Annotated in this window: 15 protein-coding genes; 7 read left to right on the top strand and 8 right to left on the bottom strand. The window is 49.3% G+C overall.

Annotation, left to right across the window (positions count from 1 at the left end; all coding sequences use genetic code 11):
• The first annotated feature begins 104 nt into the window (after nucleotides 1–104).
• The gene (locus AC0QH1_RS10740; RefSeq protein ID WP_324631085.1) at nucleotides 105–2,711 is read left to right on the top strand and encodes a M1 family metallopeptidase; all 2,607 of its coding nucleotides are present in this window, start codon (nucleotides 105–107) and stop codon (nucleotides 2,709–2,711) included.
• A gap of 106 nt (nucleotides 2,712–2,817) precedes the next feature.
• On the opposite strand, the gene AC0QH1_RS10735 is transcribed toward AC0QH1_RS10740, so the two are convergent.
• The 3 genes from AC0QH1_RS10735 to AC0QH1_RS10725 all read right to left on the bottom strand — a co-directional run bounded on the left by AC0QH1_RS10735 (nucleotide 2,818) and on the right by AC0QH1_RS10725 (nucleotide 4,614).
• Nucleotides 2,818–3,567, bottom strand: coding sequence for a DUF561 domain-containing protein (locus AC0QH1_RS10735; protein ID WP_324631083.1), 750 nt, complete (start codon nucleotides 3,565–3,567; stop codon nucleotides 2,818–2,820).
• A 65-nt stretch (nucleotides 3,568–3,632) separates the two neighbouring features.
• The gene (locus tag AC0QH1_RS10730) at nucleotides 3,633–4,463 is read right to left on the bottom strand and encodes a sulfurtransferase (protein WP_324631082.1); all 831 of its coding nucleotides are present in this window, start codon (nucleotides 4,461–4,463) and stop codon (nucleotides 3,633–3,635) included.
• Entirely contained in the window at nucleotides 4,456–4,614 is a 159-nt protein-coding gene (locus AC0QH1_RS10725) for a hypothetical protein (RefSeq protein ID WP_324631081.1), read from the bottom strand. The genes AC0QH1_RS10730 and AC0QH1_RS10725 overlap by 8 nt, the downstream gene beginning before the upstream one ends.
• On the opposite strand from AC0QH1_RS10725, the gene AC0QH1_RS10720 reads away from it, so the two are divergent.
• The 3 genes from AC0QH1_RS10720 to AC0QH1_RS10710 all read left to right on the top strand — a co-directional run bounded on the left by AC0QH1_RS10720 (nucleotide 4,604) and on the right by AC0QH1_RS10710 (nucleotide 7,610).
• On the top strand, nucleotides 4,604–5,227 hold the full coding sequence (locus tag AC0QH1_RS10720) for a CDP-alcohol phosphatidyltransferase family protein (RefSeq protein ID WP_324631080.1): 624 nt from the start codon (nucleotides 4,604–4,606) through the stop codon (nucleotides 5,225–5,227). The genes AC0QH1_RS10725 and AC0QH1_RS10720 overlap by 11 nt on opposite strands.
• A gap of 179 nt (nucleotides 5,228–5,406) precedes the next feature.
• A complete protein-coding gene (locus AC0QH1_RS10715) occupies nucleotides 5,407–6,870 on the top strand; it encodes an AAA family ATPase (protein WP_324631079.1) in 1,464 nt (487 codons plus the stop codon).
• Nucleotides 6,867–7,610, top strand: a complete 744-nt coding sequence (locus AC0QH1_RS10710; RefSeq protein ID WP_324631078.1) for a ParB N-terminal domain-containing protein — start codon at nucleotides 6,867–6,869, stop codon at nucleotides 7,608–7,610. Before AC0QH1_RS10715 ends, AC0QH1_RS10710 begins: the two co-directional genes overlap by 4 nt.
• Before the next feature lie 131 nt (nucleotides 7,611–7,741).
• Here the strand turns inward: AC0QH1_RS10710 and AC0QH1_RS10705 are convergent, their stop codons facing one another.
• From AC0QH1_RS10705 to AC0QH1_RS10690, 4 genes are all read right to left on the bottom strand, one after another.
• Nucleotides 7,742–9,811: an ATP-binding protein gene (locus AC0QH1_RS10705; RefSeq protein ID WP_324631077.1), complete on the bottom strand. Its 2,070-nt coding sequence runs from the start codon at nucleotides 9,809–9,811 to the stop codon at nucleotides 7,742–7,744.
• Between the two features lie 56 nt (nucleotides 9,812–9,867).
• Nucleotides 9,868–11,961 carry a P-loop NTPase family protein gene (locus AC0QH1_RS10700; RefSeq protein ID WP_324631076.1) on the bottom strand — a complete coding sequence of 698 codons (2,094 nt, stop codon included), beginning with the start codon at nucleotides 11,959–11,961 and terminating at the stop codon, nucleotides 9,868–9,870.
• 101 nt (nucleotides 11,962–12,062) lie between these two features.
• Nucleotides 12,063–12,941, bottom strand: coding sequence for a hypothetical protein (locus AC0QH1_RS10695; protein ID WP_324631075.1), 879 nt, complete (start codon nucleotides 12,939–12,941; stop codon nucleotides 12,063–12,065).
• A gap of 206 nt (nucleotides 12,942–13,147) precedes the next feature.
• The gene (locus AC0QH1_RS10690) at nucleotides 13,148–14,098 is read right to left on the bottom strand and encodes a glycosyltransferase family 2 protein (RefSeq protein ID WP_324631125.1); all 951 of its coding nucleotides are present in this window, start codon (nucleotides 14,096–14,098) and stop codon (nucleotides 13,148–13,150) included.
• A gap of 878 nt (nucleotides 14,099–14,976) precedes the next feature.
• On the opposite strand from AC0QH1_RS10690, the gene AC0QH1_RS10685 reads away from it, so the two are divergent.
• Both AC0QH1_RS10685 and AC0QH1_RS10680 read left to right on the top strand, forming a co-directional pair.
• A complete protein-coding gene (locus AC0QH1_RS10685) occupies nucleotides 14,977–16,197 on the top strand; it encodes a glycosyltransferase (RefSeq protein ID WP_324631074.1) in 1,221 nt (406 codons plus the stop codon).
• Between the two features lie 43 nt (nucleotides 16,198–16,240).
• A complete protein-coding gene (locus tag AC0QH1_RS10680) occupies nucleotides 16,241–17,512 on the top strand; it encodes a polysaccharide pyruvyl transferase family protein (RefSeq protein ID WP_324631073.1) in 1,272 nt (423 codons plus the stop codon).
• A 319-nt stretch (nucleotides 17,513–17,831) separates the two neighbouring features.
• Here AC0QH1_RS10680 and AC0QH1_RS10675 read toward each other — a convergent pair whose 3' ends face one another.
• The gene (locus tag AC0QH1_RS10675; RefSeq protein ID WP_324631072.1) at nucleotides 17,832–18,866 is read right to left on the bottom strand and encodes an Npun_R2821/Npun_R2822 family protein; all 1,035 of its coding nucleotides are present in this window, start codon (nucleotides 18,864–18,866) and stop codon (nucleotides 17,832–17,834) included.
• 137 nt (nucleotides 18,867–19,003) lie between these two features.
• Here AC0QH1_RS10675 and AC0QH1_RS10670 point away from each other — a divergent pair, with 137 nt between their 5' ends.
• Entirely contained in the window at nucleotides 19,004–20,245 is a 1,242-nt protein-coding gene (locus tag AC0QH1_RS10670; RefSeq protein ID WP_324631071.1) for a glycosyltransferase family 4 protein, read from the top strand.
• Nucleotides 20,246–20,329 lie beyond the last annotated feature (84 nt).

The raw sequence follows: 20,329 nt of genomic DNA, 5'->3' as shown, positions 1-20,329 counted from the left end.
TACGCTAAACTTGGTCGTCTGCCTCGCGAAGCGCTACCCTGGAAAGCATAACGCCATCAGTGCTGATGCTGGCACGTTCAGTCTCATTGCCAATTCTTATCATCATGTCGAACAAATACTCTTATTTCGATACAGAAAACGGACAGAAAACCTTTGAATTACCCGGGGCAAGACCCCATTACAACCCCGATCGCCCGGGACAGGTGGAGCATATTTTCCTCGACCTGAACCTGGACATCCCCAACCAAAGCTATCAAGGCACCTGTAGCATCCGACTGATGCCGGTTAGAAGCGGTATCGATCGCCTCACCCTGGATGCGGTGAACCTGAATATCGAAACCGTCAAAGTCGGCGACACCGCCCAGGAATTCGAGTACGATGGGGAATCGCTCACCATCATTCTGGAAACCCCCACGGAAGCCGATAGCCCCATCACTTTGGCGATCGCCTACAGGGTAGAAAAGCCCCAACGCGGCATTTACTTTATCGCCCCAGACAAACATTATCCCCACAAATCGGTGCAAGTCTGGACCCAAGGTGAAGATGAAGACTCCCGCTTCTGGTTTCCCTGCTTTGACTATCCCGGACAACTGGCAACCTCGGAAATTCGCGTCCGGGTTCCCAAACCCTATGTTGCTATTTCCAATGGCGAATTAATCTCCACTGAAGAAAAAAGTAACAGCAAAATTTATCACTGGTTGCAAAAACAAGTTCACCCCACCTATTTGATGACCTTAGCGGTGGGTGATTTTGCCGAAATTCGCGATGAATGGAACGGCAAACCGGTGGTATATTACGTAGAAAAAGGTCGCGAAGAAGATGCCCGTCGCAGCATGGGCAAAACCCCGCGCAAAATCGAATTTTTCAGCAAAGCGTTTGGCTATCCCTATCCCTATCCCAAATACGCGCAAGTTTGCGTGGAAGATTTTATCTTTGGCGGGATGGAAAATACTTCCACTACGTTACTCACCGATCGCTGCTTGCTCGACGAACGGGCTAGTCTCGATAACCAACGCACGGAAAGTTTGGTGGCTCACGAACTGGCACACCAATGGTTTGGCGATTTATTGGTGATCAAACATTGGTCTCACGCTTGGATTAAAGAAGGGATGGCTTCTTATTCAGAAGTGCTGTGGACCGAAAGCGAATATGGTGCCGATGACGCCGCCTATTACTTGCTCAAAGAAGCGCGCAGCTATCTCAACGAAGACAAAACCCGCTATCGCCGTCCGATGGTGACGCATGTTTACCGCGAAGCGATCGAACTGTACGATCGCCACCTTTATGAAAAAGGCGCTTGCGTTTATCATATGATTCGCGCCGAATTGGGCGACGAGTTATTTTACAAAGCCATTCATACCTTTGTGAACGATAACGCCCATCAAACGGTGGAAACCGTAGACCTGCTGCGCGCGATTGAAAAAGCCACCGGGCGCAATTTAATGTTCCTGTTCGACCAGTACGTATATCGCGGCGGACATCCGGATTACAAAGTTGCCTATGCCTGGGATAGCGAGAACAAGCTGGCGAAGGTCACGGTCACGCAATCTCACGTAAAAACCACGGGAGAAAATGCCAACGAAAAAGAGTTATTCGACCTGAAAATTCCGATTGGCTTTGGCTATAAACCGGACAGCAAAAAAGAAACTGCCGAGATAAAATCCTTCACCGTGCGCGTGCGCGAACGGGAACAAAGCTTCTATTTCTCGTTGCCAGAGAAACCGGATTTTATCAGTTTTGATGTGGGGAATCACCACTTAAAAACGGTAAAATTAGAGTATGGAATGGCGGAACTGAAGGCGCAGTTAAAACACGACCCGGATCCGGTTTCGCGGATTTATGCCGCTGAAGCGTTGGCGAAAAAAGGCGGTTTAGAAGCGGTGAATGTGCTGGGGAAAGCGCTGAAAAAAGATTCCTTCTGGGGAGTGCGCGTGGAAGTGGCCAAACAATTGGCCAAAATCAAATTAGACCAAACTTTTGCCGCCCTGGCGAAAGGGTTAAAAGATGACGATGCGCGAGTTCGGGCGGCAACGATTCAGGCGTTGGGAAGTATCAAAACCGCCGAGAGTTATAAGGCGATTAAACCGTTTGTGGAAGAGGGGGATGCCAGTTATACGGTAGAAGCGACAGCAGCGCGGGCGATCGCCTCGATTGCGGCGGCGTCTTTGGATGAAAAGCCGAAAGAAAGCAGCGCGATTAAGTTGCTGAAAAAAGTGCTGAAAGAACGGGCGGGATGGAATGAGGTGGTCCGCAGTGGTGCGATCGGCGGTTTGAGCCAACTGAAAACCTCGGAAGATGCCTTAGAAATTATCCTGGAATATACTGCACCGGGTACGCCGCAAGCCTTGCGCTTAGCTGCAATTCGCGCTCTCGGGGCGGTTTCCACCGGTCAAACCCAGCCGAATTTAGAACGCATTCTGGAACGGTTATCGCAATTGTCTGGAGAAACGTTTTTCTTGACTCAAGTGGCGGTTGTGGGCGCGTTGGGACAAATGGAAACCCCCAATGCGATCGCGATTCTGCAAACCCTGGCGGACCAAACGCCTGATGGACGAGTGCGTCGCATCGCGGAAGAAGCGGTGGGGAAAGTTGAGAAGAAAATTGGCTCGGATAAAGCGGTAAAACAGTTGCGCGATGAGTTGGAAAAGCTGAAAAAGCAAAATCAAGAACTCATCAGTCGGTTGGAGAGTTTGGAAGCGAAGGCGCAATAGGCTGTAGGGTGGGCAACTCATGGCCCACCCTACCGGTGAGGTTGGTGCGTAACGCCTGAATGAGAGGCAGAAACGCGAGTTTCTGTCTCCTAGAGGGAAACTGGTTCTAGGTGCGAACGGGAGAACGACGCACGGTGGTGAGGGCTTCGACTAAGCTGCGAACTCCAGCGATCGCGGCAATTTCGCTATCCAGGCGGTTGATGGCAGAACCCACACCTACCCCTGCAGCACCGGCAGCGATCGCCATCGGGGCGGTGACGCTGGAAATGCCAGAGGCGCACAGGACCGGCAGGTCTACCGCCCGAGAAATCTCGTAGGCGGCGGCTAAGGTGGGGGTTGCTTTTTCGATCAAGCCCAGGGTTCCGGGGTGAACCGGGGTGCTGCTGGTGCCTCCTTCGGTTTGGATGATATCCGCACCGGCTTTCACCAATTCCTCGGCGAGTTGCACTTGTTCGTCTAATTCGAGAATGTGGGGAACGGTGACGGAAAGGGTGATGTCGGGCAGCAGCGATCGCGTTTCCCGGGTCAGTTGCAGCACTTCTGCTGCTTCAAACCGACGGCCCATCGCGTAAAAAGCGTCAAAATTCCCAATTTCAATTAAATCCGCACCGGCTTCCACGCAGGGGAGGAATTTTTCCGGTTCTACGGCAGATACACAAACGGGCAAATTTGTCAAGTCTTTTGCCAGTTTGACCAACTTCGGATCGGCGGCAATATCCACAAAGGTTGCACCGCCTCGTTCGGCTGCTTTGACGGTGATGGCGACGCGATCGCGCTCAAAGTTGGTTAAACCAGTGATAATTTTCAGGGCACGCCCTTCGGCAAAGTCACGCTGTAGGGTAGGATGCATAGTCATCTTGTATGTTTTCTCTCCAGCCGTTTTCAAAATTATTGTGACATCGAAAGGTCAAAGTGACCAATTTAACCCTCGATTAAATAAGAACACCAATCACTCCAACTGCCCGCGTAAAGTTTGGCGTTGGGAATACCGGCCATTTCCATCGATAGGAGATTGACGCAGGCGGTGACGCCGGACCCGCAATAGACCATAATTTCTTCGGCGTTTTCCAGTTCTTTCCACCGCTGTTGTTGTTCGGTGTAGGATTTTGCTATGCCGCGATCGTCGCTGACCTGTTTCCAGGGATAGTTTACCGCCCCGGGAATGTGGCCGGCGATCGGGTCGATGGGTTCGCGTTCTCCTCGGTAGCGATCGCTGTCGCGGGAGTCCACTAACACCACTTCGGGCCGGTCTTTGCGGGTTCTGACGGTTTCGATGTCTACCAGGCGATCGGATCGCAACTGCGGCGTGAAGCTTCCCGGGGTGGGTTTGGGTACTTCATCGGTGACGGGATAGCTGGCGGATTTCCACCCTTGAAATCCGCCATCTAACAGGACTATGCGATCGTGTCCCAGGTAGCGCAGCAGCCACCACAAGCGCGCCGCAAAGGCAAAGCGGGAGTCATCGTAAGCCACTACCAGGGTTTCGGGGGAAGAAATGCCGATGGCGGCCATTTTTTTGGCGAATTCCATCGGATCGGGCAAGGGATGGCGTCCCCCGTGTTTCTGAACCGGACCGGAGAGATCCCGGTTCAGATGCAGGTAATGAGCGCCGGGAATGTGGCTGTCGCGGTATTGCTCTTGTCCCTGTTCCGGTTCGGCAAGGGAAAAGCGACAGTCGGCGATCGCTAGTTGGGGATCGTGGCGGTGTTCGTAAAGCCACTGGGGGGAAACGATTAAATCGGTGTCAGTCATCGGCAATAAAATGGGTAAACCGAAGGTTAGTTGCATTTCTAGGGTAAACCGGACGGGTCGGTTTTGGATCGCGGCGATCGGAAAGGGAAAATGCCAAACCGGGCAATTCGGCGTTAATATAACACCATTGAAGTGCAGTTATGGGGGACATAATTGTGGAAAGTTGGGCGCGCGATCGCACGCAATTTATTGTCGATCCGATTGCTAAAGTGATGGCCAATGTGGGAATTTCTGCCAATGCAATCACGGTGGTGAGTTTTTTACTCAATGTGGTGGCGGCGGTAGCGATCGCTTTGGGTTATCCTTTGTGGGGCGGCTTGCTGATGGGATTGATTGCTATGCCGTTAGATGCGATCGATGGTACGGTGGCGGAATTTCTCGGTCAGCGCAATCAATTTGGTGCGTTTTTTGATTCGGTGTTCGATCGCTTTTCCGAAGCTTCTATTTTAATCGGGATTGCGGCTTTATCCCTGCAGCGTCAAGATGACCTGACGGTGTTGCTCTGTTTGGTGGCCCTGCTGGGTTCGCTGATGGTGAGTTATACCCGCGCCCGGGCGGAAGGGTTGGGCATCGAGTGCAAAGTGGGATGGTTCTCGAAAACCCCTCGGGTGATTGTGGTCGCCACTGGGTTGATTCTGAACCGCCTCGCGATCGCAATTCCAGTTCTGGCAGTTGTGAGCTTTCTGACTGCCTTTCACCGGATTATCCATGTCTATCTCGTCACCCATCCGACCTCCGAGGACTCTGGCGTGGCGCGCGGATAGCTGTAGGGTGGGTTGACCCCGGGACTTCTCCATGACAAGTTCTGTGTCGGTCCCCATGCCCACCCGACTCTACTCATTTGGGGGATAAGATAAAATTCGCGACTTGCATCCCCAATCGCCAACAACAGTTTATAATACCGTTTAAGCATTCCCCGGCTTTCTTACAGAGGTGAACACCCTTGAAGTTCTTCAATCCCGAACTTTGTCGCAATGAGAGCGAAGTCGAAAGCAAGCTAATTGTCAGCTATCTGCTGCCCCGGTTAGGGTACAGTCCCGACACCTGGCACCAAGAGGTCACATTTAGCAGCATTCGGTTAGATTTCTTAGCTTTCGCCACCCAAGCCATTCCCTTTGTTCTAGATGCAAGCTCCCCCCTGAGCGTGATAATGGAGGCGAAGCATCCCCAGCAAAACTTAAATCGTCATTTGCGAAAATTTCGCTGTTATCTAACCAAATTGCATGTAAAATATGGCCTATTGACTAACGGTAAAGAACTCCGCATTTATGAAAGAGTCGGAGAAGAAATCGAGTTAGTTTTTCAATGTCGGGGGCGCGAAATTGAAACCAAAATCGAGCAGATAAAAGCGATAATTGGCAAAGATAGTCAGCAGGAAAATCGGCAGCAAACCGCTTGGGATGTGGCGCAATCTCCACCGCAAACCACCGCTGACGAACCGCCTGCAAATGCTCCCCCGAAGCCAGTATCTGCCCGCCCAGCAGCCCCACCCAGACAGGCACAACCCAAGCGCGATCGCACGGTAAAAGTGAGGAGGTCTCGTCCGATGAAAAAAATCGCCGTTTATCACAACAAAGGTGGCGTCGGCAAAACCACCACCGTGATTAATTTAGCCGCCGCCCTCAGCAAAAGAGGCAAGCGAGTATTGATTATCGATATGGATAGTCAAGCCAATACCACTTTTGCTGTAGGTTTAGTCAAATTTGTAGACGAAGAAGATGACAATCTGAGACACAAAAACATCTTGCAGGTCATTAGTTCGAGAGCGAAACATCCCATTTCCGAAGTAGCGCAACGGACGGATTTTACCAGCAGTGAGGTTGATGCGATTCCCTCTCATATTAGTATCATGGCGGAAGAAAGGCGGTTAGTTGAAGTAGAAGCAACCAAAACTCGCCTGGATGAAAAATTAAAACAAGTTGAGGGGGATTACGATATCGTCATAATTGATACCCCTCCCTCCCTGAATCTCTACGCGAGAATTGCGTTAATTACCGCAGATTACTTGATTATTCCCTCGGATTTAAAACCCTTCGCCAATGAAGGGCTAAAAAATGTCGAGGATTTCGTACAAGATATTGACGAGTTTCGCGCGATGCTGGGGAAACCGTCGGTGCAAATTCTGGGAGTGTTGCCCAGCAAAATATCCACCAATTCTCGCTTCGTGCAATACACATTACCCCGGCGAGAAGCGGTGATTACCGAGCGCTATAACTTGCCTTTAATGCAAACTCGAATTTTCGAGCGCGAGGATTTAGCCAGAGCGGTGGAAAATACGGTGCAATTGGGAGATTTAGACATTCCCGACCCTAAATCGGTATTTGATTACAAGCCAGATTCTCAGTCTGCTGAAGAATTTGATAAGCTAGCTTTGGAAGTGATGGACAAAATCGGGAAAAATCAATGAGCTTAAATACATCCTTAGTAGATATTGTCAGTATCAAACCCAACGCCTCCCGGTCGCAATTTTCCGAGTCAGACTTGGAAGAAGTGGCTAAGGCAATGGTAGAATTAGGGGGAATTTTAAAGCCTTTAATTCTGCGAAGAACGGGAATTTCCAGCTTTGAGGTGATTGTTGGTGATTTTGAGTATTATGTTGCCGTGAAAGCCAGCGAAATCGACGATGATATCGAGATGGTGAGGGCATTTATTATCGAACCAGAACAGGAGGAAATTGTCCAGCGACAACTCGCCGCCGGGGAACCCAAGCAAGTCTTGAGGGAAACTCCCAGCAGCGAAATCGCCACCGGATTTACCCCAGGGGTAGATTCGCGCATTACTAATATGGAATCGCGCCAAACCAATCTAGAATCCCGATTGGATGCTGCTTTAAATAGCCTCAAACAAGAACAAGCCACCTTTATGCAGCAACTAGAGGATAAAATTGAAGATGTGGAACGTCAGATTCCGCCCCAAGGTTCTATTTTAGATGCCTTCAATCAGTTAAGTGAATCTGACTTAGCGTTTCGCTTGCAAACGGCTGGCGTGAAGGGAAAAACCGGGGGAACAATAATTAAAAACATCGTCAAAGCGCGCCATGAAAAGCCGTTTGAATCCTTGAGTGATGTTGTGGCTCGGGTGAAGGGTTTAAGTGACAAGAGAATGTTGGCAATTGTAGATACTTGGTCGCGGGTTTTGTTTAAATAGAAATTCGCGATGCAGCGGGGGATTAAAATCGCGCTGAGGCAAGCAAATTCCGCCGACGCGGACTTGCATGGAGTGCGAGATACTCGCACTCCCGTTTCAATTTCCCAGTCCCAATGCCACCTAGTCAGCGACTATTTGCCCAATGCTTCTAACACGCAAATCAACTGTGCCGCCTCCTGGACGCTTTCATCTAAAATCAGCAATTTTTTTTCCATGCAAAGCTGAAAAATCAACTCGCTCACCTGATATTCTTCCACATCAGAAAACTGGTCTAAGGCATTTTGAGTCAGCACTTGACGGCCCATAATTTGCTGAGTTTTCACCAAAGCCAATAAATACTCTTTCACCTTTTTGAGTGGGGTTTTGCGTTGGGTGGTGCTAGCCAATTTTTTCGGGGCGGGGTTGCCGGTAGAGACGCCGATAATGCGAGTATAGCCAGAAAAAACGCCTAAGGTTTCCAAGAGGGGACAGTCTTGCAAAATCTTCGACTGGCGAATTAACTCCTGTAATTCCTGCAAATTCGGGGTCAGATTTCCCACCACCAATTCTCCCGCACAAGCAGCATTGACCAACTGGTGATAGGTGGCTAAATAATGCAGAGAAAGCAAATCGGGCAAAATGTGACGATGGGGATGACCGGTAAAGATTTGGGAATATAGGCGATTGCCCATGTTTTTGCGGGTTCCCAGACGTTCGCCGCGAATCAAATAGAGGGTTTTACAGAGCTGAACTTTCAGGGCTTTTTCGCAGGCTTTCATTATATGATAAAAGCTCACTAAATTCGGATCTTCGGTCCAGACGACGCCAATTCTTCCCAGTTGGGCGGGGAGGTGATAGCTGAGGGAATAGCTGGCATAGGTGGGACTGCGGAGCAATTTTGGCTGAATCCCGCCCACTTGCAGCGCTTCGAGGGCTTCTCGCACCATTTGCATCAATTCGGGGGCGGAAAATTGACGAATGCGGGTGATTTTGCTTTCAGTTTTGCGAAACTCTTTCATCCACAGTAAGCGAAAGGCAGCGATCGCATCCACTGCAGAAGACTCCCTCTCCCGCCCCGACTCCCGGACCGGTTCTCCTTCGGCGCGCCTTCCGCCTTCGTACTTTGCCTTCTGAAATATCTGCCTTCCCAACATCAGCGCAAACCGAGGTAGGGTTTTCCCCCCGGGAAACTTCGCCTCTAAATCATGGCGATGGATGGGATAAATCGGCGATCGCGGTTTCGGATTGGCTTGTTGATGCAGCGGATACAGGCGCGCCGCCATCAACGCCTCCGCCTCATCCCACCCGATCGCACTCAAGCGAATTTTGCGATCGATCCGCGCCAAATCTGCCGGTTGGATGCGCTTGTAATTCTGCTGCCAAGTATTGGTAATTACGCTCACAATCACCAAAAAATTCTTCAGCTTTTGGTTGTGAATCATCGAATTCACATTAAACAACGCCTGTAAATTAATCAACCCATCCAACCCGCGATCGATATTATCCAAATTATCGAAACACAGCACGATCGGTTGCGTTGCTGCCGCAATTTTACCAAAATTCGATAAAATCTGCTGCGCCGCACTTTCCGAATCAATCGATCGCTTCACCCGCAATGCCTTGAGACTCTTTGCATCTAAATCATCCCCTTTCAACCATTCCCCCGCCAAATTATATAACTTCGGATTGGTCAAATCGTACAATACCCCAAAAAACTCATTAGCATTATAAATTCCCGCCGGATAAGATGTTTTAAAATTGCGAACGAACAATTGCCGTTCCCCGAGAACCCGCTTCATCAATCCGGTTTCTTGAAATGCCGACAATCCCTTCAACCACAGCAACAATTGCGATTCTTGTTGTCCTTCCGGGACATACATTAAACTATCCACAGTATTGCGAAGGGTATGTCGCCAGATAAAATCGCTTTCGGGCCAAGGTTCGATATAGGCAAAAAACGCCTTAGAATTGAGCAAGCATTTGATGCGGCCTAACAGGTAACTTTTTCCAGAACCGGAATCGCCAGAGAGCAAAATCGTGCGAGTTTGATGGTCTTGTGCCACGCGATCGACCACAGATTCGATATCGCGAAGCACCGATTGATGTATCGAATCGATGGTAAAGGCGGGATGATATTCTTCCTGCCAAAAATTACCCGGTCGAAAGGTGGTGGAGTCGAAGGGATTGACAGATTCTTGAATAATGCGATCGATAGATGCCATTTCGGATTCCTCTTTCCTACTAATGATGAAGCAGCCAAAAAACGGCGGGCGAAATCCTACCGTTTCCCCTGATAATTGACCGCATAAACCAATTGGTCTGACAAATCCGCCTCCGGATTTAAAATAGCCATGCGATGATTGGTCTCGCAAAGATGTTCGAGTAAATGGTTGACTTGCGATTCGTTGATGTGGGAGAATTGAGAGAGTGCTTCTTGCAGCAAACGCTGGCGCGCCATACATTGTTGGTCGATCGCGCGATTGAGGAGAAAATCCTCCACCGGTGCCCACAGTTCCTTCGTCGCCTCACTAATCGGCAAACTCGGAACCACGCCCAATTCTTGCAACAGGAAACAGCTATGGAGAATTTGCGACTCGCGGATAGCGGTTTGCAATTCGGCGATATCCGGGGTGCGATCGCCCACGATTAAATCCCCCGCATAGGCATCGTTCACCAAAGCGTGATAGGTGGCTAAATAGCACACCGACTCCAGATCCGGTTTGATGTGACGGTGGCGAGACTCCCGGTAGATGTCCGAGTAAATTTTATACCCGAGATTGTTAGGCGTCCCCACCCCTTCTTGGCGAATCAGATGCAAAATATCGCACTGCCCGGAGGCGATCGCCTCCTGACAAAGCTTCATAAAATTGCAAAACTTGGTCAAATTCACATCTTCACTCCACGCCACCCCAATCGTTTCCCCCTCACCGGGCACCTGATAGGTTAACGAATAACTGGCATAAGTAGGACTTCCCGCAAACAACCGCAGTTGAACCGCCTGCATTTCCAGCGCTTCCAACACCTCTGCCAACATCGCCATCAACTCCGGCGAGGAAAACTGACGAATCCGGGACACTCTCTCCTGGGTTTGGTTGAACTTGTGTAACCACACCAACTTAAACGCCGCCAAAGTGCGCTCGAAGTGCGACACTTCCGCCGCCTCCAGACTTGCCACCCCGTCTTCTTTCCCCGTTTCTGGCACCTGCGCCGGGGTCGTCACTTCCCGATATTCCACATCGATATACTCCAAGGTATCGCGCATCTGCGCCACTTTCCACTCTTGGAATAACTGTCGGCCCAACATCAGCACGTTGCGCGGGCGGGTTTTCCCCCCGGGGAACTTTTCGGCGAGGATTTCGCGGTCCAGGGGATACAAATTCGAGGGCGGTTGGGTGGCAGATTTGCGATGCAGCAAACACAACCGACTGGCCCACAGTGCTTCCCCTTGATAGAGGTTAATTTGCTTCAGTTGAATGAAGGCATCGATGCGGTCTTTATCGGTTGCTTGTACCCGGAAGGCATTTTGTCGCCAGGTATCGGTGATAATGCTAATCATCACCAAAAAGTTTTTTAACTTTTGGGTGTGAATTACCGTATTGACGCTAAACAAACTTTGCAGGTCGATCGCGCCCTCGGAGGTGCGGGCGATGTTATCTAATTGGTCGAAGCAGAGGACAATCGGCAGGGTTTCTGCGGCAATTCGGCCAAAATTTGCCAGCATTTTTTGCGCGGCATCTTCGGTGTCGATGGAGTGCTGGACGCGCAACAGTTTGAGACTTTCTTCATCTAAATCGTCTCCACGCAACCACTCGCAGGCGAGGGAGGAGAGTTTGGGATTGGTCAAGTCATAAAGGACGCCGAAAAATTCGTGGGCGTTATAAATGCCAGTGGGATAGCGATCGCGCAGGTTGCTAATGAAAAGTTGGCGATCGCCGCGCAGCATATCCCACAAACTGCGATGTTTGAATTCGGACAATCCTTTTAACCACAGAATTAACTGGGATTCTTCTTCTCCTTCGGGAACTTGTAGCAAACTGTCTACGGTGTAGCGCAGAATATGCCGCCAAATGTATTCGCTGGCGGTAAAGGGTTCGATATAGACAAAAAAAGCTTTGGCATTCAGTTGGCGCTTGATTCTGCCCAATAAGTAGGTTTTTCCCGACCCGGTTTCTCCTTCCAGTAACAGGGTGCGAGTCCGATGGTCTTCTGACAGTTGCGCCAGCAAGTCTTCCACATCGGCGATCGCTTCTTGATGGATCGAGTCTACGGTAAAGGCGGGATTTTGCTTTTCTTGCCAAAAGTTACCGGACCAAAAGGTTTCGGCATCAAATGGGTTGGGTTCTCTTTGAATCAGTCGTTCGAGCGTGGCCACGAGTTTACCTCCGGATGGTATTTTTAATGCGAAATTACCGTCAAAATTGAGGGTAAAAATTAATACCCTGCTTCGGCGGAAGCGTTGGGCGGGTATCGAGTTTATCGGCTCAATTTTGCGGGGTGGGTTATAATAATAAAGAATAGCGGACCGCCGATGTCTTGGGGAATTCCCGCTTCAATTTCTTCGGGAGAATAGGCGATCGCTTCTTGCAGGGAACTCAGTTCGATGCGATCGCTGCGTTGCAAGCGATAAAGGGCGCGATCGAGTTCCTCCCGAGACAAGGGCGGTTGTAACTTTTGCCGCAGGTGAAAGATTGGCAAATAGTTATCTGTTCCCCATTCTCGATCCAACGCTTCAATCGTCCGCAAAATATCCTCATCTTGCAAAGAGGACTCGGGTAAAGATTCGGGCGCGGGGGCGGCGGCGGGTTGTGCGGCGGCGGGGGTTTCTGGCGCTTCTGCGGCGATCGTCTCGCGCTTGAATTCCTGACGCAAAAAGCGCAAGTAATTGTGCAGCATATTAAAATTTAGCACCGGGTTGCTACCCCGGGGATTGCACTCGTCGCGCAGGTATTCCACCCCGCGCGGCGTCAGCCAAACTTCTTGGATTTGCGTTTTTTCTGCCTGGATTAATCCCTTCTCCACCAAAGCGCGCAGCACCTCTTGTCGCTTTGCTTCGTTCAAATTTTCCGGTGGCGGATTCCTCCCCTCGGCACAAGCTTGCAGCACGGCCAGTTCTTCATCTGCAATTGGCAACTTCGCGGTATCCAATTGCAGCAGGGATTTACCCGCCGGGGCGAGGGAGAACTCGAGCACTTCCTCGCAATAGGCGACCAATTCGCGATCGGCGAGGGCGCGACAAATGGCATTGCGTTCCCTCGCCTTGGTTTTCGGATTGGGTTTAATCTGTTTCAGGGGGGCGCGATACTCCGCAAACCCCAACAACTCCAGCAAAAACTTGAATTCTTGCACGTTCATGCGATCCCCCTACCCATTTTTGGCAACGACAACAACGGAGACAATGCCTTCAATCCTAGTTTAAATTGAGGCGATCGCTATCGGGGCGATCGGCACCTGTCCCGGATTATCCTCGGTTCCCACAGGGTAACGATGCCGGGGATTTCTCAGGGTGGCAGGGAGGGGTTAACAAGGGGGGAGACCCGTTTGCAGGGTCTATCTTGCGCTTAATTTTTCTTCATCTGTCGTAAAGCGTGAAAGGCTTGTTTTCTCAATCCGAGGGGCAACCAAGAGAGGGTCAAACCGATGGACGCTTTCGCCGGCGAGGCAGATTTTCCCTGTACAATAAGTTGCCGTCCTTGTTGGGTTTCGCCGCTTTCTACCAGGCGCAATCCTAACAGTAATTGGGTTTCACTTAAGCGCGATCGGCGCACGCTTTCTAACGATTCAGATTCAAAGTGATAGCTTTCTAAATAGTTGATTTTGTCTTGGAGATAGGGAATAGCGCGATGCAGCCCTTGCTGTCCGGAATGCACGCGATATTCCATCAGCAATTCCGGCAGATAATAGGCTTTTTTGCCCGCTAAGGCGAGGCGAACGAATAAATCGTTATCTTCGCAGTTTTGCAGGTTGGGACGCATGTATCCCACTTCTGACAATACCGAGCGGCGAAATAAAGTTGCGCCGATTTGAAAGCTTTGCTTGATAAAGACAGTTTCGAGGAGATCGGTGACAATGCCCACAGGTAATTCCGCGCGTCCCCACTGACGAGAATTGAGTTCGGTGGCGCGCGGATCGCGCTGATTTTGACTATCGATAATCCAGTGGTCTGTGCCGACAAAATCAATCGTGGGGTCTTTGTCTAAAATGGCACTGGTTCGCAAGAGGAAATCCGGGGTGAGGCGATCGTCATCGTCAAATTTGATAAAATACTCGCCAGTTGCGGCTTCAAATCCCGATCGCATGTTATTGCTTTTCCCGATATTTTGCGGGTGGCGAATGTAGCGGAGGCGGCGATCGGATAATTTCTCCATCAGCTCCGGAGTGTCATCCGTGGAACCGTCATCGCAAACAATGATTTCCACGTCGCGGATTTTTTGCTGCAGCACGCTTTCAATGGCGAAAGGCAGCAGTTCGACGCGGTTATAAGTGGGAATGCAAACGCTAATTTTCGGCATCAGGCAAGAAAGTATTACGTTACAAAGGGAAGAAAGCTGGCCAATTCTTTTGACTGCCGAGCGCGCCGTAGTCAAGTTGGCATTGCCCACCTGACTATTTTCAGTCATAACATCATAGCGCTGCCCAATTATTGGCTCGGCTTACTGAAGTATTGAATGAGTGTTTCTCGGGGATTGGGTAGCTCCGGAGCAGTTAACCAGGCTCCTTGTCCGAGAACGAATCCATTTGATTTTTAGTTGAAAGATATCCAGCCAATGACTTATTGAGAATACGGTTTGATTTTGATTGGGCTGATGTTAGCAGACTTATGGCTTGGGTTGGACAGTTTGAGCGAGGGTCGCCGAGTTTTTATCATAACAGGACTGACGCGATCGATTCTCTCCCCGAAAAATGGCGCGCTGAGACGGCAAACCCCCCCCAGCAATCTGGGAATCCGTTGCGGGGGATAGAGCCGCCTTGCATTGGTGGATTTACTTTACCCTCTGGTATAGCGCGGATCTAAGCGCTGGAAAAATTATAAAGATTTGTTGCTTTCGCTTCCCGACTCCTGGCATTCCAATGGCAGAACGATCCGAACGAATCGCTGTGCAAGCTTACCTCCCCCTTCGGCGAATACAGTTGACTTGCTAGGGGATTGTGGTAGAATAGCGTATGAATCGAGTTGGATCTGAAAAAGCACCACTCCTTCATCCGTGCGGTGAGTGCCGATCGCTTGCCCCTCCCGTTAATTAGCATCTTCTGTGGTTGAAGGCGATATTTTTCGTCCAATTTATGGCAGGATTGACAATGCATCTACTAAAAAGTGTTGGGAAAAAGTTAATCCTAATATCGTTTTTTTAGGGCAACAAGTTATTCAGATTTTTTGGGCATACCGAATATGAGAATTGCTTTTATCGTAACGCATTTTCCGGCTTTATCGGAAACGTTTATTTTAAATCAAATTGTCGGCTTGATAGAGCGCGGCCATGAGGTAGATATTTATGCCGATAATCCGAGAAATGAGGCAAAAATTCATCCGGATGTAGAAAAATATAAGTTGCTGGAACGGACTTACTACCGCGCCGGACTTTCCCCCAATTTAGTCAAGCGCTGGATCAAGGGAGTGGGTTTGCTGCTGCTGAATTTTTATAAAAATCCCGTGGTGTTAGGTCGCGCCTTGAATGTGACGAAATATGGAGACTACTCCTCCTCATGGCTGTTGCCTTTTGCCGCACTACATCTTTTCGATAAAAAACCCTACGATATCGTCCACTGCCAGTTTGGGTCGCATGGCATTAAAGGTGCGCTTCTCAAAGATATCGGCTTGTTACAGGGAAAATTAGTGACTTCGTTTCGCGGGTTTGACCTGTCCAAAGAACTGCCCAACCTAAAAGATGATTTTTCTCGATGGTTATTCCCGCGCGGAGATTTATTTCTTCCGGTTACCGAGCATTGGAAGAATAAGCTGATCGAACTGGGGTGCGATGAAAATAAAATTATCGTTCATCGGACGGGAATTGACTGCGATCGCTTTTCTTTTCAACCGCGTCAACCCAGTGAAACCGGCGAAATTCGGCTAGTCACTATTGGTCGATTTACCGAAAAAAAAGGCATTGAATACGGGATTCGCGCCGCAGCCAAACTCGCCAAAGCTTATCCGAATTTGCGATATACTATCGTCGGCGATGGCTGGATGAGAAATAGATTCGAGCGGTTAACCGAACAACTGGGGTTACAATCGCAAGTCGATCTGCTGGGGTGGAAACAGCAAGCAGAAATCATCGAGATTTTGAATGAGTCCCATATTCTGCTTGCCCCCAGCGTGACGAGCAAGGATGGAGATAAAGAAGGCATTCCCGGAACGTTAATGGAAGCAATGGCAATGGGGTTGCCCGTGGTGAGTACCTACCATAGCGGCATTCCCGAACTGGTGGAAAATGGCCGGTCTGGATTTTTGGTTCCCGAACGGGATGCAGACAGCTTAGCGGAAAAACTAGAATTTTTAATTCAGCATCCAGAACAGTGGCCCGAAATGGGTGAAGCGGGGCGGAAGCGGGTGCAGGAAGATTATAATATTGCCAAGCTGAATGACCGACTCGTTGAAATTTACAAGTCTTAAGCTTTCACTCTAGAAAAATTGTCACTTTTAGACGGTTCGTATTATGATTGACCAACCTCAAGGTTTAGGCGCAAATAAGGCATTAAATATTGGAATTGTTAATGCCTGGGGTAGTAACCGTGGTGATGAAGCCATGTTGAGTTCCCTCTTGCATTATCTGAAATCCCTCGATATGAACGTTCAGACAACCGTTTATGTCAATAACAGAGTCGATCTAAAAAGATTTGCTAATGTAGAAACAAAGCCATGGTTAAAGCTGGATCGACTTTTTCCGAAAACTCCCAAAAAAATTCGGCAAATGCGCGGATTAATCGGCTTACTTTTTCCCCCAGCGTTACAACCACAAGCTCAACAGTTTTTCGCACATGATTTTGTCATCAGTTCCCCGGCTGGACCCTATTTAGGCGATCTAAAACCTCAGTCTGAGTGGCTGTGTTTACTACAGCTAGCCATTTGTAATAGTAACCGCGTTCCGTTTGGAATTCTCGCAACCAGTGCCGGACCGTTTTTGAATCAGCGCAGAAACATAATTCGCAAGGCCATTTTAAAAAACGCAGCGTTCTGGACCGTTCGAGAACCGGTCAGTTTATCGCATTTGAGTGAGTTGCCCATCCAAATAGACAAATCTATGGGTTCTGACCTCGTTTTTGCTCATCCGAGTTCAAGTTTAGGAGAATTTCTCGCTCCAACTGAATTAGATAAATTTAACGCAGTGTTGAAAAAACTTGAAGAAAAACCATTTATTGTTGTTGTCTTAAACAAAACATCGTTTTTTGACGTTGATGGCAATGTCGTTCCTTTCGACCCGTCATCTTATATTCCCAAAATGGGTGGCCTCTTGAAGCATGCAATCGATAAAACCGGGTGTAAATTGCTGATTATTCCTCATTTTTATGGGGATTCTCTGGAAGAATATCTGACGAAAAAAATAGCAGAATTTACGCAAAAAACGGATTGGATTGAGGTTTTGGATTCTGGCTACAATGCCGAAGCCCAAATGTATTTGTACAAACAGGCTGAATTTGCAATCAGCCATCGCTATCATCCCACCATCTTTGCAGCCAAAGCTGAATGTCCTTTTCTGTGCATTCGTCATCAGTTTAAAGTCGATGGTATGTTGCAAATGTTTGACAATCCTGGCCCGGTTGCTAACACCACAGATTCGGTAGAAAAATGGATAGAGGCTTTTGATGAAGCTTGGCGATGTAGAGACCAAATTAAAGCTCAAATTCAAGCTCATTTACCAAATGTTATTAACTTAAGCCTCAAGCACCTAGAAATATTAGGAAATCATTTGAGAAAGGTTCAAAAATAGCTTTCTGCTGATACGGCATCCGGTGGAGCTTGTCTAAAAAAGTCCCCTCCCCTGGAAAGGTGGGGGTACAAGAACATAGCTTCTCATCTGCGCCCTGACAGAAACGGAGTTTCACAAACCGGATTGAGTATTACTCCTGCCGGTGCTGTATGCGATCGCCCCCTCAAAACGCACTCCTGATGCAAATAGCAAGCCCTCCCCAATCCGGTTGAGATAGGTCTGAAAAAGAATCAAGCGACGATAGGGGGCGGCTCACTCTAGCTTTCCTCTCTCCGAACAGACTCCTCATCACTTTTGTCCTCTTGCTTGAAGGTTTTGCTTAAAAACTGCTTTGGATTGCTAGCAGAGTCCTTTTAACTTTTTGCACGGCTTTTTCTTGCCATCTGCGACTTTTTTCCAGCATGCCGGGGGGGTTCAATTCTTGAGGTTTCCGGTCTGGTTCTTTGAGAAATCGATAGTGTAAAAATACATCTCGGTGCGGAATATCCACCGCTTCCCCCTGACTCAAGCGTGCGAACTCTTTAGCAGAAAAGTTCATATAGTGAATGCGATAAATGGGCTTGAGTCCCTGCTGATTGTAAAGTTTATTGTCAATATTGACAAACGGATCGGAGTCGGCGCAGTTTCCGGTAATTTCTTCCCCTTTCGGACTGAGGGTATAATTAAAAAGCGGGCGATCGCAGACCAACGTCAGATAATTAAATAAGCAGTTATCGCTCCACCACAAATTAATCCAGCTAACTTCTCCTTCTTCCAGCAACCGCTTTTTTATTGCCGCCAGTTCATCAGGTGCAAAAATTCCCCGCTTGGAACCGAAAAAGCTAGAGCAGTGCATTTTAGCGCGCACCTCTGCCTCTTCATACTTGCCCGATGCCTCAATCTCGCTTAAATTTAAAGTTGCCACCGGGCGAGACTTTGCATGTTCCCAGTCATCAAAAACAAAATCATAACGGTCGAGTTTTTCAACCACATCATCCAGGGGCTTCATGGCCAAAGTATCGGCATCATAAAACACAAACTTCTGAAAATCGCCCTCAAAAGCCGACATTTTTCGAATCGAGTGACCTTGGTACAACCAAGAACGGGATGTAATGCGGCCTCGTGCTTGTTTGGGATAGTGAAACCACACCTCTCGTGCAAAAGCTTCCCAGCGTTCGATCGCCGATTGGTTCGCATAAAGAGTAACATTATCGCGATCCTTGAGCTCTTGCCTTACTTTTTCAATGCGATCGTCATAAGGAATAACGCAAACCGGAATCTCCGAACTGACATTAGCCTCAATACTATTGAGCAATGCCACCAACTGGTCGTAAACCGCATCATTAGCCAGGGTGTAAATACCAAACGAGTGCATTTAGGATGCTCCTTGAGTTAGAAGTAGCCCTGCCTCTCCATGCAAATGAGCGCTCGGGAGCGAGCCACATATAAAAGGAAAGTCGGACTTCCACTGTGATTACTATAGTAGTAGTTTATCCGAGTCTTTTTTTTTGTATGAAAATTTTAATGCTCTCTTCCACCTTTCCCTATCCCCCCACTCGAGGAGGAACCCAGGTCAGGACATTTAATTTAATGAAATATTTGACCCAACGCCATCACGTCACCTTAGTCACTCAGCGAGCTGAGGACGTTACCGATGAAGAAGTAGAAGCCTTGCGCGCCTGGGTAGAGGAGTTAGCGATTTTCCCGCGTCCTGGCGGCCCGAAGAATGATGGCATCTGGGGGAAAGTGAAGCGGTTTAGTAACTTCATGCGGGAGGGGACGCCGCCTTCGGTGCTGCACAATTACGTGCCCGAAATGCAGCAGTGGGTCGATCGCTACGTGCAAACCCTGATAACCACCGATGTGGCTTCAGAATTCGTCATCACCTGCGAGCATAGCGCCAACGAGATTTACGTGCGTCCCGAGTGGCAGGCGCAGGTGAACAGCGTGGTGGATATTCACAGTTCCGTGTATGCCACCTGTCGCCAGCAACTGGAGACCGGAACCTCAGAAAAACAGTGGCGAGATCGCCTGCAATTGCCCCTCCTGCGACAGTACGAACGGGACTACTGCGCTAAATTTTCTGCCATAGCCGTCACTACCGATGAAGATCGGCAACAGATTCAAGAATTCACCCCTCAGAGTAAAATCAAAGTGATTCCCAACGGGGTAGATTTGAGCCGATTTACCTATCGACCCTCAGATCCGGGAGGAAAGCAGATTGCCTTTGTGGGGGCGATGGATAATTTGCCCAATATCGATGCGGTGCGCTTCTTTGCCTTAGAGGTATTTCCCTTAGTGCGCCTGCGCTATCCCGATGCCACCTTAATGTTAGTGGGAGCCAGACCCGGATCGGAGATTTTAGAATTAGGGAAACAACCGGGAGTTACCGTCACCGGGCAGGTACCTTCGGTGGTCGAGTACCTGCACAAATCTGCGGTTTGCGTGGTGCCGATGCGAACCGGATATGGGATTAAGAATAAAACCCTAGAAGCAATGGCGGCGGGAACCCCGGTGGTGGCGAGCGATCGCGGTTTGGAAGGGTTGAGGGTGGATGGCGAAGGCGTGCCCTTGCGCGCCTTGCGGGCCAATCAAGTCAGCGAATATGTCAGTGCCATCAGTCGCTTATTCGAGCAACGAGGGTTGCGAGAGAAATTGGCAAAAAACGCGCGATCGCTGGTGGAATCGGAATTTACCTGGGAAGTGGCCGGGAAGCGCTACGAAAAGCTGCTACAGAGCCTTCTTTCCGAGTAAATTCGCCCCTAGCCGTGGCGATCGCCGAGGGGGCAGTTTTGCCATCAGGTGCAACGGATTCCCCACACAGATCCTCGCGGCATG

This window comes from Phormidium sp. CCY1219 (assembly GCF_055795085.1).
This window is presented reverse-complemented; position numbering and strand designations above follow the sequence as displayed.

Coding starts and splice junctions, on each gene's coding strand:
- AC0QH1_RS10740 (WP_324631085.1), top strand. CDS start 105: ATGTCGAACAAATACTCTTATTTCGATACAGAAAACGGACAGAAAACC.
- AC0QH1_RS10735 (WP_324631083.1), bottom strand. CDS start 3,567: ATGACTATGCATCCTACCCTACAGCGTGACTTTGCCGAAGGGCGTGCC.
- AC0QH1_RS10730 (WP_324631082.1), bottom strand. CDS start 4,463: ATGACTGACACCGATTTAATCGTTTCCCCCCAGTGGCTTTACGAACAC.
- AC0QH1_RS10720 (WP_324631080.1), top strand. CDS start 4,604: ATGGGGGACATAATTGTGGAAAGTTGGGCGCGCGATCGCACGCAATTT.
- AC0QH1_RS10725 (WP_324631081.1), bottom strand. CDS start 4,614: ATGTCCCCCATAACTGCACTTCAATGGTGTTATATTAACGCCGAATTG.
- AC0QH1_RS10710 (WP_324631078.1), top strand. CDS start 6,867: ATGAGCTTAAATACATCCTTAGTAGATATTGTCAGTATCAAACCCAAC.
- AC0QH1_RS10705 (WP_324631077.1), bottom strand. CDS start 9,811: ATGGCATCTATCGATCGCATTATTCAAGAATCTGTCAATCCCTTCGAC.
- AC0QH1_RS10695 (WP_324631075.1), bottom strand. CDS start 12,941: ATGAACGTGCAAGAATTCAAGTTTTTGCTGGAGTTGTTGGGGTTTGCG.
- AC0QH1_RS10690 (WP_324631125.1), bottom strand. CDS start 14,098: ATGCCGAAAATTAGCGTTTGCATTCCCACTTATAACCGCGTCGAACTG.
- AC0QH1_RS10685 (WP_324631074.1), top strand. CDS start 14,977: ATGAGAATTGCTTTTATCGTAACGCATTTTCCGGCTTTATCGGAAACG.
- AC0QH1_RS10680 (WP_324631073.1), top strand. CDS start 16,241: ATGATTGACCAACCTCAAGGTTTAGGCGCAAATAAGGCATTAAATATT.
- AC0QH1_RS10675 (WP_324631072.1), bottom strand. CDS start 18,866: ATGCACTCGTTTGGTATTTACACCCTGGCTAATGATGCGGTTTACGAC.
- AC0QH1_RS10670 (WP_324631071.1), top strand. CDS start 19,004: ATGAAAATTTTAATGCTCTCTTCCACCTTTCCCTATCCCCCCACTCGA.